Source organism: Oleiharenicola sp. Vm1 (assembly GCF_047777955.1).
In the GTDB taxonomy this organism is placed as follows: domain Bacteria; phylum Verrucomicrobiota; class Verrucomicrobiia; order Opitutales; family Opitutaceae; genus Didemnitutus.
In genome coordinates, this window is sequence record NZ_CP180537.1 from 456502 (window position 1) to 469065 (window position 12564).

Consider the following 12564-nt stretch of genomic DNA (forward strand, 5'->3'; position numbering starts at 1 on the left):
CCAACGGGATGCGCTATTCCAGGCCGCGCTCGGCGACCTCGTCCTCGTCCCAGCCCAGGTAGTGCCCGAGTTCGTGCAGGTAGGTGAGGCGGACCTCGTCGCGGTAGATGCCCGTGTCGCCCTCGGCGTAGTCCCAGAGGTTTTCGAGGAACAACAGGATCTGCGGCGGCAGCGGGGCGAAGTCCCCCCGCAGCTCGGCGCCGTGCTCGTGGCCGACGAACAGCCCGAGGATGTCCGGCTCCCAGCCCTCGGCCAGGATGGCGTCGTTGGGCACCGTCTCGTAGCAGACCGGCACGGCGGCGGCGGCTGTGCGCACCTCCGGCGGCAGCCGGCGCTGGGCGGCGGCCACGACTTCCTGGGCGATGCGGACGAGGGCGGGGAATTGCACGCCGTGAACCAAGGCCCGATTGCGGACCGGCGCAATGGCGGAGGACGGAGCGTGGCGATTCGTCCTCCTCGGGCTCCCGGGCTACGCTGGAGGGCGGGGGACGGTTACGCGTCCCGGCCAACTTTTCCGCCCGGAAAAATGGCGGAGAATGAAACGCCGCCCCCGCCGCCGCGTCTTTGCCCCTGTAGCCCGATTTACCAACTCCCGAAACCCATGAAACGTTCCAGTGAAGTCCTGTTGTTCGCCGCCGCTCTCGCGGTCGCCGCGTTGGTGCCCCAGCTCAACGCCCAAGACAATCCTCCCGCCGACAAGGGCCCGCGCGGCCCCCGCCCCGGCATGCAGATGATGGGCGAGCGCATGGCCAAGGAACTCGGCCTGACCGAGGACCAGAAGACGCAGATCAAGGCCATCCACGAGGCGGCCCGCCCGCAGCTCGAGGCCATCCGCGCCGACCAGTCGCTCACCCGCGAGCAGAAGCGCGAAAAGGCCCAGGCGATCCAGAAGGACACGCAGGCCAAGGTCGACGCCGTGCTCACGCCCGAACAGCGCACCAAGGCCCAGGCCATGCGCGAGAAGATGAAGGAGCATCGCGGCGGCAAGGGCCCGCACGGCCACGGTCCGGACGGCAAGGACGGCCCGCCGCCTCCGCCCGAAGGCAAATAATTTCCTACCGACACGCATTACGAGGTAGGTTAGCTAGTGTGTGCAGTTGGCGCCGCGGTCCAGGGGTGGATCGCGGCGCTGTTGTTTTCGCCTTGGACAAGCCCGCCGCGCCCCGCACGCTGCCGGCTCCATGAACGAGCGGCAGGTCAGCGTGGTCGGCGGCGGCGCCGCGGGATTCTTCGGCGCCATCGCGTGCGCCGAGGCCAACCCCGCGTGCCGCGTCACGCTCTACGAGGCCACCGCGCACCTGCTGGCGAAGGTCAAGATCTCCGGCGGCGGCCGCTGCAACGTCACCCACCACTGCTTCGAGCCGCGCGACCTCGCCCGGCGCTACCCGCGCGGCGGCCGCGAGCTCACGGGGGCGTTCAGCCGCTTCCAGCCGCGCGACACCGTGGCGTGGTTCGCCGCCCGCGGCGTGACGCTGAAGACCGAGCCCGACGGCCGGATGTTTCCGGTCACGGACAACTCGCAGACGATCATCGACTGCCTGCTCGGCGCCGCGCGCCAGGCCGGCGTGCAGGTGCGCACCCAGTGCGGCGTGAAGAGCGTCCTGCGCGTGCCGACGAGCGGCGGCTTCCGCCTCGAGCTGACGACCGGGGAGGAGGCCGGCGCCGACCGCCTGCTGCTCGCCACCGGGGGCAACAAGTCCAGCGCCGGCTTCGCCATCGCGCAGGCGTTCGGCCATCACCTCGAGGCGCCGGTGCCGTCGCTGTTCACCTTCCACATCGACGATCCGCGCCTGAAGGACCTCGCCGGCGTTTCCGTCGAGGACGCCGCCACTGCCGTCGCCGGCACGCCGCTCAAGGAGCACGGGCCGATGCTGGTGACGCACTGGGGCCTGAGCGGGCCGGCGGTGCTGAAGCTTTCCGCCTGGGGCGCGCGCCTGCTCGCGGAGCGCGACTACCAGTTCGCCCTGCGGGTAAACTGGGCGCCGAAGTTCAACGCCGAGACCGCCCGCGCCGAACTCGAACGCGCGCGCGGCGCCGAGCCGCGCAAGCAGGTCACGACCTGGAGCCCGCTCGGCGTGCCGCTGCGCCTGTGGGAGCGGCTCGTGGCCGCGGCCGGCATCGCGGCGAACGCGCCGTGGACGAGCGTGGGCAACCCCGCGCTGCGCGCGCTGGCGGCGCAGGTCACCGACGCGGAGTTCGCGGTGAAGGGGAAGAGCCTGTTCAAGGACGAGTTCGTCACCTGCGGCGGCGTGCGGCTGAGCGAGGTCGATTTCAAGCGCCTGGAAAGCCGCCTCGTGCCCGGCCTGCATTTCGCGGGCGAGATGCTCGACATCGACGGCGTGACCGGCGGCTTCAATTTCCAGGCGGCGTGGACCACCGGCTGGCTCGCCGGCCGGGCGATGGCGGAGTGAGCCACGCGCGGCGTTATCACCCGAGCGGCACCATTTTGTAGTGTAGCGAATACACGAGGCGATTCCACAGATGCATGGTGTGGTCCGCCCGGAGCGTCCCGTCACCGTCGACATAGACGTCGATGAATTCGTGGAAGGAACGGAGATAGTTCCGCCACTGGCGTCCCCGGCGATCGCGCACGATGAAATAGAACCCGGGTTCTCCGGCCTGGCTGCCCTGCGACGCCAGCCGCAGGCCGCCGTCGGCGCGGGCGTGCGCGCGCATCAGCACCGTGGCGTTTCCATGGGGCAGGGGGAAAACCACCTTCACGCAGGGTTCGCCAGAGGGGAGCATCGTTTCTGAGTAAAAGCCGCTATAGATTGTGGAGCCGGTGTGCCTGAGCTTTCGAAACCACACGCGATGCGCCACCTCGCCGTTGGGACGCGTCAGCAAAATGACCTCGCTCGTGATCCCGCGCGCCGTGGCCAACGGGTCCTGGGGCAGGCTCAGTTGAGAAATCCGTCGCGCGAACAGCGCGTCCACGAGCGCGCCGCCATAACGCCACGGAGTTTCCCACCGGCTCCAAACCTCGAAGCTGTAGCCCGGAGTGCACCGGTAGAAACGCAAAATGCGGTCGTCGACGCCGCGCAGGTGGGGGAATCGTTCAAACGAATCGAGCAGACCGTGGTCGGATTGAGCGCGCACGACGGCGAGATCCTCTTCCTCCGCAATCTGCGCAACCACTCGATCCGAAATGCCCCCGGGCCGACCACACGGACCGGCCAGCCACGGCTCGCGCGCCGGGTCGAACGGCTGCCCTGAAGTGATGTTCCACGCCTGCGTGAGCCAATCCAACGGGTTTTGGGAATAGGGAAGAGCCATGACCGGATCGCCGGGACAGCGTGCAATCGCGAGCGGGACGGCGGCAACGTCAAAGGCCTCCCCGCAGACGCAGTGGATTCTTGAGTTCGGAGCGCGGAACTCGTGTCCTGCGAGCACATGACCAGCTACGCCCAACTCTTCGCCACCGTGCTGCCGGTGTTCCTGGTCGTGCTGCTCGGCATCTGGCTGCGGCGCGCGGGGTGGGTGAAGGCCGAGGCGGAGGAGAGCCTGTTCAACCTCGTGATCAAGGTGGCGACGCCCTGCCTGATTTTCGATTCCGTCGTCGGCAACGCGGCGCTGCGCGAGCCGGGCAACCTGCTGTTCGCGCCGCTGGCGGGCTTCGGGCTGACGCTGGCGAGCTTCGGGATCGCCTTTGCCGGCGCGCGGGCGACCGGGCTGCACATCGGCACGGGATTGCGGACGTTCGCCATCGCGGCGGGGCTGGCGAACTACGGCTACCTGCCGCTGCCGATCGTCGACGCGATGTGGGGCAGCGAGGCGCGCGGACTGCTGCTGACGCACAACATGGGCGTCGAGGCCGCGATCTGGACGGGCGGCGTGCTGATCATCAGCGGCCTGGGCCTGCGCGACGGTTGGCGCCGGCTGCTGAACGTGCCGCTGTTCTCGCTGCTGGCCGCGTTGACGGTGAATCTCGCCGGACTGGGCCCGCTGATCCCGGGGGCGGTGATGAGCGCGGTGCACTGGATCGGCCTGATGCTGATCCCGCTCGGGCTCGTCATGACCGGCGTGAGTATCCAGCCGCATGTCGGCGAGTGGGGAAGCTCGTCGCGCCCCGGGTGCTGCTCGGCGCGGCGGCGGTGCGGCTGCTGGTGCTGCCGCTGCTGTTCCTCGTCGTGGCGAGGTTCGGGCCGTTCTCGCCGGAGCTGAAGCGCATCCTCGTCATCCAGGCGGCGATGCCGTCGGCGGTCATCCCGATCATCATCGCGCGCGTCTACGGCGGCCAGCCGCTGGTGGCGGTGCAGATCGTGCTCGGCACGACGGCGCTGGGGCTGTTCACGATCCCGTTCTGGATCCAGACCGGGCTGGCGTGGGTCGGCGTGTGAGGCGGCGGCCGGCATGACGCCGGCCATGACTTTTGGCACTGGGCGGACCGGGGCGGGGCGGAGTAAGCTGCGGGCACCATGAACGACCGCGTGCCCATTTCCCCCTCGGGTGACATCCGTCGCGGCCGGCTCGTCGCCGGCGGCGTGCTGCTGGCGGTGGCGCTGGCGGCGCTCGCCGGGCCGTATCTGCCGCCGGGCCTGGCTGGGCGGGCGTTCCTGCCGTTCCTGGGCGTGGCGTTCGTCGTCTGGGCGGCGCTGTCGCGCTCGTGCGGCCTCCTGATCCCCGGCGGCGTGCTGCTGGGCGTCGGAGTCGGCGCGTGGCTGCAGGCGAGCTACGGACCGGCGGCGTTTCTCTTTCGTTGGCCGGCGGCTTCCTGTCCATCTCGGTGTTCTCGCGGCTGATCTTCGGCGCGAAGAACCCGGTGCGCTGGACCGTGTTCCCCGCGGGCGGCCTGGCGTTCGCCGGACTGGTCGTGAGCGACGCCTTCGGGGTGCGCGACCTGTTGCGGACGATGCAGGACTACTGGCCCTATGGGCTGATCGTCGTGGCGCTGGCGCTGATCGTTTCGGCCCTGCGCGGCCCGAAGGGCTGAGCGCCGCCGGGCCGGGTCGCCGGTGGATTCCCGCCCGGGGTTTCCAGCGCGCGGCGCGTTGACGTGCGCGGCGTCGTGCGGCTCACTCGCGGCATTATGGACTGGCTCAGCGACCCGCAGGCATGGATCAGCCTGCTCACCCTCACCGGGCTCGAGATCGTGCTCGGCATCGACAACGTCATCTTCATCTCGATCCTGGCGGGCAAGCTGCCGGCCGAGCAGCAGCCCAAGGCCCGGCAGCTGGGCCTCAGCCTCGCCCTCCTCACGCGCATCGCGCTGCTCGCGAGCATCGCGTGGATCGCCAAGCTCACCAACCCGCTGTTCGCCGTGCTCGGCCACGGCGTGTCCGGGCGCGACCTGATCCTCATCATCGGCGGCCTCTTCCTGATCGTGAAGAGCACGATGGAAATCCACGAGAAGCTCGAGGGCGAGGAGGGCCACGCCTCGGCCAAGGTCGCGGCGTCCTTCGCCCGCGTCATCGTGCAGATCATGCTCCTCGACATCGTGTTCTCCCTCGACTCGGTGATCACGGCGGTCGGCATGGCGCAGCACCTCGCGGTGATGATCGCGGCCGTCATCCTCGCCATGGGCGTGATGCTCCTCGCGGCGGGGGCGATCAGCGACTTCGTCAACAAGCACCCGACGCTGAAGATCCTCGCGCTGTCGTTCCTCCTCCTGATCGGCACGACGCTGATCGCCGAGGGCATGGGCTTCCACATTCCGAAGGGCTACGTCTACTTCGCCATGGCGTTCTCGTTCGGCGTGGAGATGCTGAACCTCAAGCTGCGCAAGAAGTCCCAGCCCGTCGCGCTGCACCAGCCGTATCGCTGAGCGCCCTCGCGCCTCCGCGGGGCGTGCGGAGGAAAACAAAAAGCGCGGCCGCGGGGCCGCGCTGCGTTTTTGACGGAGGGATGAAGGGCGCTGCGCCTCAGGCCTTGCCGTGCAGGACGTCCGGCGCCTGGCGGCGGTCGTCGTTGCGCGTGTGCACGCGCTTCGCGTGGCGCTCGCGGAGCAGCTTGTCGAGCTTGTCGACCAGCAGGTCGACGGACTTGTAGCCGTCCTCGGACGTGGCCGACGCGACCAGGTCGGGGCCGTCGATCTCGACCTGGGCCTTGGCGGTGAAGCGCTGCTCCGGCGTCTTCACGTCGCTGAACTCGAGGTCCATCCGGATGCGGACGATGTGCGAGTTGTGGCGGAGGAGGCGCTCGGCCTTCTCGTGCATGGCCTGGGTGAGGGCCGGGGTGAGCGTGACGTGGATGCCGCGGACGTGGATTTTGTCGTTCATGATGGGGAGTGGGAGCTGAGGGAATTAGACACTACCCGGGACGCCACGGGCACGAAATTACACTCTCCGGCGGTGATTCAAGGGAACTTGATGCCGCGAATCGCCGGGCCTGTTACCGGCGCCTGCCGGCAAATTGGGGATTCACTCGGCGCTGGCGAAAGCGGCCCGTCCGCGCATCGTCTCCCGCATGCTCCGCCCGCTCCTCGCCTGCTCGCTTCTCCTCGCCGCCGCGCTGCTGCGCGCCGAAACGCCGGCCGCGCCCGCCGCCGCGCCGCTCGAAGCCGAGGTCGGTGCCCTCGTCGCCGGGCCGCACGTGACGGTGGTGCATTTCTGGGCGCCGTGGTGCCCGAATTGCCGCGCGGAGATGACGCCCGGCGGCTGGGCGAAGTTCATCGCGGCCAATCCCGACGTGAAGTTCGTCTTCCTCAATGTCTGGCACCGCGGCCAGGACCCGGCGCCGAAGCTCCAGGCCGGCCAGCTCGGCGGCCAGCCGAACCTCACCCTGCTCACGCATCCCAGCGCGGTCTCGAAGTCCGGTCCCGACCGCCTGAACACCTTCCTCGGCCTGCCCCTCACGTGGCTGCCCACGACCTGGGTTTTCCGCGACGGCCGGCTGCGCTACGCGCTCAACTACGGCGAGGTCCGCTTCGAGATGCTGCAGACGCTCGTGAACGACACGCGGGACCCGTGGAGCCATTGACCCGGGCGGGCGCGCCTGCCTGACTGCGCGCATGTCGGACCAACTCCGCTGGGGCATCATCAGCACGGGCCGCATCGCGAAGCAGTTCGCCGGCGCCCTCGCCACCGCGCGCACCGGCCGGCTCGTGGCGGTCGGCAGCCGCACGCGCGAGGCGGGCGAGAAATTCGCGCGGGAATGCGGCGGCATCCGCGCCCACGCCAGCTACGAGGCGCTGCTCGCCGACCCGGAGGTGCAGGCGGTCTACATCGGCACGCCGCACGACACCCACGCCGAGCTCACGATCCGCGCCGCCCGCGCCGGCAAGCACGTGCTCTGCGAGAAGCCGCTGGCGCTGAACCGCGCGGATGCGGCCCGCGCCGTCGCCGCGGCCCGCGCCGCCGGCGTGTTCCTGATGGAGGCGTTCATGTATCGCTGCCACCCGCAGACGGCGAAGCTGGCCGAGCTCGTGCGCTCCGGCGCCATCGGCGAGCCGCGGCTGCTGACGGCGGTGTTCTGTTTCAACCGCCCGGTCGACCCCGCGCTGCGGCTCTTCAACCGCGCGCTCGGCGGCGGCGCGATTCTCGACATCGGCTGCTACCCGGTGTCGGTCGCGCGCCTCGTGGCCGGCGCCGCGACGGGCCGGGCCTTCGCCGAGCCGGTGGAGTTCCAGGCGACGGGGCGGCTGCATCCCGCGGCGCAGGTGGACGAGCTGGCGGCGGCGACGGCGCGGTTTCCCGGCGGCCTGGTCGCCCAGCTGGCGTGCGGCATCACGACGGACCGCGAGATCTCCGTGCGCGTGCGCGGCACGACGGGCACGCTCGAGCTGCCGGTGCCGTTCCACCCCGGCTTCATCCCCGGCACCGCCCGCATCCTCGTTCATCGCCAGGACCTGCCGCCGGAGGAGATCGACTGTTCGACGCCCGGGAATCTCTACACCCTCGAGGCCGACGTGGTCGGCGACGCCGTCGCGCGCGGGGCGTCGGAGGCCGCGCCGATGAGCTGGGACGACTCGCTCGGCAACATGGCCGTGCTCGACACCTGGCGCGCCGCCGTGGGCGTGCGCTATCCGGGCGAGGCCTGAGCGGCGCCTTCGCGGGGCTTGCGGCGCGCGGCGGGAGCGTGTTCTCTGCCGCGATATGAATCCCCGCACCCTGTTCGCCGGCTGGGCGCTCGTCGCGCTGGCGGCCCAATCCCTCGCCGCGACCTACACCCCGGAGCAGGTCGCCGCGGAATCCGCCAAGGCCAACGCGTTTTTCGAGCGCGTGTTCGACGTGGCGGTCGACCGCAGCCCGATGCTGCAGACCCGGCTCGGCCTCAAGAAGGACTACGACAAGTGGGACGACCTCTCGGAGCAGCGCGCGCTGGAGGATTTCGTCCTCAACGTGCAGCAGCTCGCCGAGCTGAAGCGCACGATCGCCTTCGAGGCGCTCGACGACCAGACCAAGGTTAGCTACCGGCTCTTCGTGCGCCAGGCGGAGGAGGCGATCGAGGGCTGGAGATGGCGCTACCATTCCTACCCGCTGAACCAGATGTCCGGCCTCCACTCGGAGGCGCCGGCGTTCCTCATCAACTACCACCAGGTCGGGAACGTCGCCGACGCCCGGGCCTACGTCGCGCGCCTGCGCGGGCTGGCGCCGCTCTTCGACCAGTTGATCGAGAATGTCCAGGTGCGCGCCGCGAAGGGCATCCGGCCGCCGAAGTTCGTCTTCGGCCTCGTGCTCGAGTCGTGCCGCGAGGTTGTGAGCGGCGAGCCGTTCGACGCGTCGGGCAAGCCCTCCGCCCTCTGGGAGGACGCGCAGGCGAAGATCGGCGCGCTGCCGGACGCCGACGCCGCCACCAAGCAGCAGCTCCTCGCCGAGGCGCGGGCCGCGCTCGTCCAGTCCGTGCAACCCGCCTACGCGAAGCTCATCGCCCTGCTCGAGGCGCAGGAAAAGGTCGCCACGACCGACGACGGCGTGTGGAAGCTCCCGGAAGGCGACGAATACTACGCCTTCTGCCTGCGCCAGTCGACGACCACGAAGATGACCGCCGAGGAGATCCACCAGCTCGGCCTGCGCGAGGTCGCGCGCATCCACCACGAGATGGAGGCGATCATGCGGCGCGTCGGCTTCGCGGGCGACCTGCCGGCCTTCTTCAAGCACGTGAAGGAGAGCGACGAGTTCTACTATCCGACCACCCCCGAGGGCAAAGCCGCCTACGTGAAGCGCGCCGGCCAGATCATCGACCAGATGCGCGCGCGCCTCGACGAGTTCTTCGGCGTGAAGCCGAAGGCGCCGCTGGTCGTGAAGGTCGTCGAGCCGTTCCGCGAGAAGGGCTCCGCCGGCGCCTTCTACGAGGAGCCGGCCCCCGACGGCTCCCGCCCGGGCGTCTATTACGTCAACACGATCGACATGCGCGGCGTGCCGATCTTCGAGATGGAGACGCTGGCCCACCACGAGGCGATCCCCGGCCACCACATGCAGATCGCCATCGCGCAGGAGCTGCAGGGCATCCCGCGCTTCCGCAAGTTCGGCGGCAACACCGCCTACATCGAGGGCTGGGCGCTCTACGCGGAGTATTTTCCCAAGGAGTTCGGCTTCTACCAGGACCCGATGATGGACTTCGGCCGCCTCTACGACGAGCTGCTCCGCGCCGTGCGCCTCGTGGTCGACACCGGCCTGCACGCCAAGCACTGGACGCGCGAGCAGGTGATGGACTATTTCCGGAAGAACACGCCGAATCCCGAGCGCGACATCTTCACCGAGACCAACCGCTACATCGTCTGGCCCGGCCAGGCGACCTCCTACAAGGTCGGCATGCTCAAGATCCTCGAGCTGCGCGAGCGGGCGAAGAAGGAGCTCGGCCCGAAGTTCGACCTCCGTGCCTACCACGACCTCGTGCTCAAGGACGGCGCGCTGCCGATGGACCTCCTGGAGGAGAACGTCCAGGCCTGGATCGCGCGGCGGAAGTAGGCCCGGCCCCGCTGCGCCGCCGCGTCCGCGCCGTCCGCGCGGGCGCGCCGGCTCACTTCGCGTGGCAGGGCGGGAACAGCTTCACCACCAGCTCGTGGATCATCGCGTCGGACGATTTCTTCGTCACGCCGGGGTGGAAGTAGCGCGCGGTGGACACGATGAGGTTGTAGTCCCTGGTCGGCCGCACGGAGACGTTCAGCTCGATCAGGTAGGCGCGGAAATCCCATTCCTCGCGCGCGTCGTAGGTGACGATCCACTCGGTGTTCTCCGGCATCATGGTGAGCGGACCGACGTCGGCGGTGTAGCCGAGCGCCTGGAGCTCGCCGGCGAGCTTGCGGCCGACGCCGAGGTTGTCGTTGAGGCGCTGCTCGACCCAGACGCGGCGGTGCTTGCCGAGGTCCACCCGGCCCGCGGTGGTGAGGGTGCCGCAGCCGGTGGCGAGCGCGACGAAGCCGAGGAGGAGCCAGGCGAGAGCTTTCATGGTCGCCCGCAGACAGGCATTTCCCCGTGGGGTTCGCAACCGTATCCTCACCTCCCGAAAGCTTGCAGACAAGAGTCCGTATTACGGACTCTTGCGTCTCGTCCGGGCGGCTTCCGCCTGGGCTTTTTGCTGCCGCTGGCGAGCGAGCCACACGATCAACTCGAGCGTTCGTTCGGCGTCGGGCATGGCGTGCTGGTGCAGGAAGAACTCGGTCACGCGCGATTTGTGCACGCCGAGTTCGCGCGCGAGTTGTGCCCGCGCACCATACTGCCTGAGTAATGGTGCGACGGCATCGACCAGCGTGTTCCAGAGCGGAGTGTCTGCACCGGGCCGCAAGGTCTGTCCGCGGTTGCGCCGCCGCGAGGCCGGGCGGCCGGTGTGAGTGGCCTTGATCGCGGCGAGTCGCGCCGCGTCGACGAGGGATTCGACCAGGCTGTCCGTCAGCCGCAGCGCGGCGGGTCCGGTGTATTCCATAAAGTCCGTATTACGGACTCTTGCCCTGGGGTCAACCGGGAGGGCGGCCGACGATTCTGGCGTTGCGGGCGGCGGGGGCGGGCGCCTACGGTTCGCACTCTTATGGGACGTCAATGGCTCCACGCGAAACGCGCGATCGTTAACCTCAAGAAAGGCCAGGTGGTCGGCAAGCTGGTGAAGGAAATCACCGTGGCCGCCAAGCTCGGGGGCGGCGACGTCACCGCCAACGCCCGCCTGTTCGCCGCGGTGGAAAAGGCCAAGAAGGCCAGCGTGACCCGCGACGTGATCGAGCGCGCCATCGCCAAGGGCGCCGGCACCGGCGGCGAGAAGGTCAACCTCGACCACGTCGCCTTCGAGGGCTACGCCCCGCACAAGGTGCCGGTGATCGTCGAGTGCATGACCGACAACACCCAGCGCACCGCGCCCGAGATCCGCGTGCTGTTCAAGAAGGGCGTGCTCGGCACGGCCGGCTCGAACAAGTTCCTCTTCGACCACACCGGCATCGTCGAGGCGCACACCGCCGCCGCGGGCGCCGATCTCGAGGCCGCCGGGATCGAGGCGGGCGCGAACGACTTCGCCCCGCTCACGCACGCCGAGAACGACGACATCCCCGAGGGCGCCTCCGGCGCACGCTTCCTCTGCGACCGCACCGCCGTGCACGCCGTCGCCACCTGGCTGAAGGCCAACGGCTGGAACGTCATCACCGCGGAAATCGGCTACGTCGCCAAGCAGTTCCCCGAGCTGACCGACGCGCAGCGCGCCGAGGTCGGCGAGTTCCTTCAGGAACTCGAGGACCACGACGACGTGCAGCGCGTCTGGGCGGCGGTGAAGTGAGCACGCTGCGCTTCGTCGACGGGCTGCACCTCGGCCGGCCGAAGGTCATCGGCACGGGCGTCGTGGGCGAGGAGAAGCTCGCGCTGGTCGATTGCGGTCCGGAGTCGGTCTTCAACAACACGGTGGCCGGCCTGCTCCACGCGGGGCTGCGGCCGGAGAACGTCACGCACGTGTTCGTGACGCACATCCATTTCGACCACGCCGGCGCGGCCTGGCGCTGGGCGGAGGAATACGGCGCGACGGTCTGCGTGCACCCGAAGGGCGCGCCGCACCTGGCCGATCCGGCGAAACTGCTCGCGAGCGCGACGAAGATTTTCGGCGACCAGATGGGTTACCTGTGGGGCGACATGCGCCCGGTGCGTGCGGACAAGCTGCGCGTCGTGCAGGACAACGAGACGGTCGCGGCGGGCGGCACGGTGTTCACGGCGATCGACACGCCGGGCCACGCGCAGCACCACCACGCCTGGTGGCTGGAGCGCGAGCGCACGCTGTATGCTGGCGACGTCATGGGCGTGATCATCGACGGCGGACCCTGCCTGCCGCCCTGTCCGCCGCCCGACATCCACCTCGAGACCTGGCTGCAGTCGCTCCAGCGCCTCATGGCGCTGCGGCCGGCGCGCGTCTTCCTCACGCACTTCGGCGAGATCGACGATCCGGTGCGGCGCCTCAACGAGCTGGTCGAGCGCCTGCTCGACTGGGCGGAGTGGATCGCCGAGGAGCTGAAGATCGGCATGCCCGAGGAGAAGATCGTGCCGCTGTTCGAGCAGCGCGTGCGGGCCGAGCTGAAGATGGCCGGCGTGAGCGACGAGCTGCTCGACACCTACGAGCAGGCCGATCCCGCGGCGATGAGCGTCGCCGGCCTCGCGCGCTACTGGCGGAAATTCCGCCCCGAGCAACTCAAGTGAGCCGAGGGTTCCGCCGCGGAAAAAC

General features: G+C 69.6%; 17 protein-coding genes. 12 read left to right on the forward strand and 5 right to left on the reverse strand.

Going from position 1 to position 12564, the window contains the following annotated elements:
• Positions 1 to 13: 13 nt before the first annotated feature.
• On the reverse strand, positions 14 to 388 hold the full coding sequence (locus tag ACMYLB_RS02955) for a metallopeptidase family protein (protein ID WP_415909489.1): 375 nt from the start codon (positions 386 to 388) through the stop codon (positions 14 to 16).
• 213 nt (positions 389 to 601) lie between these two features.
• Here ACMYLB_RS02955 and ACMYLB_RS02960 point away from each other — a divergent pair, with 213 nt between their 5' ends.
• Together ACMYLB_RS02960 and ACMYLB_RS02965 are read left to right on the forward strand one after the other, a co-directional pair.
• Positions 602 to 1051, forward strand: a complete 450-nt coding sequence (locus ACMYLB_RS02960; protein WP_415909490.1) for a hypothetical protein — start codon at positions 602 to 604, stop codon at positions 1049 to 1051.
• Between the two features lie 130 nt (positions 1052 to 1181).
• A complete protein-coding gene (locus ACMYLB_RS02965; protein WP_415909491.1) occupies positions 1182 to 2411 on the forward strand; it encodes an NAD(P)/FAD-dependent oxidoreductase in 1230 nt (409 codons plus the stop codon).
• Positions 2412 to 2427: 16 nt separating this feature from the next.
• On the opposite strand, the gene ACMYLB_RS02970 is transcribed toward ACMYLB_RS02965, so the two are convergent.
• On the reverse strand, positions 2428 to 3273 hold the full coding sequence (locus ACMYLB_RS02970; RefSeq protein ID WP_415909492.1) for a hypothetical protein: 846 nt from the start codon (positions 3271 to 3273) through the stop codon (positions 2428 to 2430).
• Between the two features lie 117 nt (positions 3274 to 3390).
• On the opposite strand from ACMYLB_RS02970, the gene ACMYLB_RS02975 reads away from it, so the two are divergent.
• The 5 genes from ACMYLB_RS02975 (at position 3391) to ACMYLB_RS02995 (ending at position 5761) form a co-directional block, all read left to right on the forward strand.
• Entirely contained in the window at positions 3391 to 4161 is a 771-nt protein-coding gene (locus ACMYLB_RS02975) for an AEC family transporter (RefSeq protein ID WP_415909493.1), read from the forward strand.
• Positions 4104 to 4337 carry an AEC family transporter gene (locus ACMYLB_RS02980; RefSeq protein ID WP_415909494.1) on the forward strand — a complete coding sequence of 78 codons (234 nt, stop codon included), beginning with the start codon at positions 4104 to 4106 and terminating at the stop codon, positions 4335 to 4337. The genes ACMYLB_RS02975 and ACMYLB_RS02980 overlap by 58 nt, the downstream gene beginning before the upstream one ends.
• 78 nt (positions 4338 to 4415) lie before the next feature.
• Complete coding sequence (locus ACMYLB_RS02985) at positions 4416 to 4739, forward strand: hypothetical protein (RefSeq protein ID WP_415909495.1); 324 nt, start codon at positions 4416 to 4418, stop codon at positions 4737 to 4739.
• A complete protein-coding gene (locus ACMYLB_RS02990) occupies positions 4724 to 4930 on the forward strand; it encodes a hypothetical protein (RefSeq protein WP_415909496.1) in 207 nt (68 codons plus the stop codon). The genes ACMYLB_RS02985 and ACMYLB_RS02990 overlap by 16 nt, the downstream gene beginning before the upstream one ends.
• 96 nt (positions 4931 to 5026) lie before the next feature.
• Positions 5027 to 5761, forward strand: a complete 735-nt coding sequence (locus ACMYLB_RS02995) for a TerC family protein (RefSeq protein ID WP_415909497.1) — start codon at positions 5027 to 5029, stop codon at positions 5759 to 5761.
• A gap of 97 nt (positions 5762 to 5858) precedes the next feature.
• Here the strand turns inward: ACMYLB_RS02995 and hpf are convergent, their stop codons facing one another.
• Positions 5859 to 6215, reverse strand: coding sequence for a ribosome hibernation-promoting factor, HPF/YfiA family (gene hpf / locus ACMYLB_RS03000; protein ID WP_415909498.1), 357 nt, complete (start codon positions 6213 to 6215; stop codon positions 5859 to 5861).
• A gap of 187 nt (positions 6216 to 6402) precedes the next feature.
• Between hpf and ACMYLB_RS03005 the strand changes: the two genes are divergently transcribed.
• From ACMYLB_RS03005 to ACMYLB_RS03015, 3 genes are read left to right on the forward strand one after another with little or no spacing between them, the layout of a single operon-like run.
• On the forward strand, positions 6403 to 6915 hold the full coding sequence (locus ACMYLB_RS03005; RefSeq protein ID WP_415909499.1) for a TlpA family protein disulfide reductase: 513 nt from the start codon (positions 6403 to 6405) through the stop codon (positions 6913 to 6915).
• A 31-nt stretch (positions 6916 to 6946) separates the two neighbouring features.
• Positions 6947 to 7975, forward strand: a complete 1029-nt coding sequence (locus ACMYLB_RS03010) for a Gfo/Idh/MocA family protein (RefSeq protein WP_415909500.1) — start codon at positions 6947 to 6949, stop codon at positions 7973 to 7975.
• Positions 7976 to 8030: 55 nt separating this feature from the next.
• Positions 8031 to 9845: a DUF885 domain-containing protein gene (locus ACMYLB_RS03015; protein ID WP_415909501.1), complete on the forward strand. Its 1815-nt coding sequence runs from the start codon at positions 8031 to 8033 to the stop codon at positions 9843 to 9845.
• Positions 9846 to 9897: 52 nt separating this feature from the next.
• Here the strand turns inward: ACMYLB_RS03015 and ACMYLB_RS03020 are convergent, their stop codons facing one another.
• Positions 9898 to 10326 (reverse strand): hypothetical protein, encoded by a 429-nt coding sequence (locus ACMYLB_RS03020; protein ID WP_415909502.1) that lies wholly within the window; start codon positions 10324 to 10326, stop codon positions 9898 to 9900.
• Positions 10327 to 10407: 81 nt separating this feature from the next.
• Positions 10408 to 10800, reverse strand: a complete 393-nt coding sequence (locus tag ACMYLB_RS03025; RefSeq protein ID WP_415909503.1) for a hypothetical protein — start codon at positions 10798 to 10800, stop codon at positions 10408 to 10410.
• 102 nt (positions 10801 to 10902) lie between these two features.
• Between ACMYLB_RS03025 and ACMYLB_RS03030 the strand changes: the two genes are divergently transcribed.
• Both ACMYLB_RS03030 and ACMYLB_RS03035 read left to right on the forward strand, forming a co-directional pair.
• On the forward strand, positions 10903 to 11634 hold the full coding sequence (locus ACMYLB_RS03030; RefSeq protein WP_415909504.1) for a YebC/PmpR family DNA-binding transcriptional regulator: 732 nt from the start codon (positions 10903 to 10905) through the stop codon (positions 11632 to 11634).
• Positions 11631 to 12539: an MBL fold metallo-hydrolase gene (locus ACMYLB_RS03035; protein ID WP_415909505.1), complete on the forward strand. Its 909-nt coding sequence runs from the start codon at positions 11631 to 11633 to the stop codon at positions 12537 to 12539. Before ACMYLB_RS03030 ends, ACMYLB_RS03035 begins: the two co-directional genes overlap by 4 nt.
• The last annotated feature ends 25 nt before the right edge of the window (positions 12540 to 12564 follow it).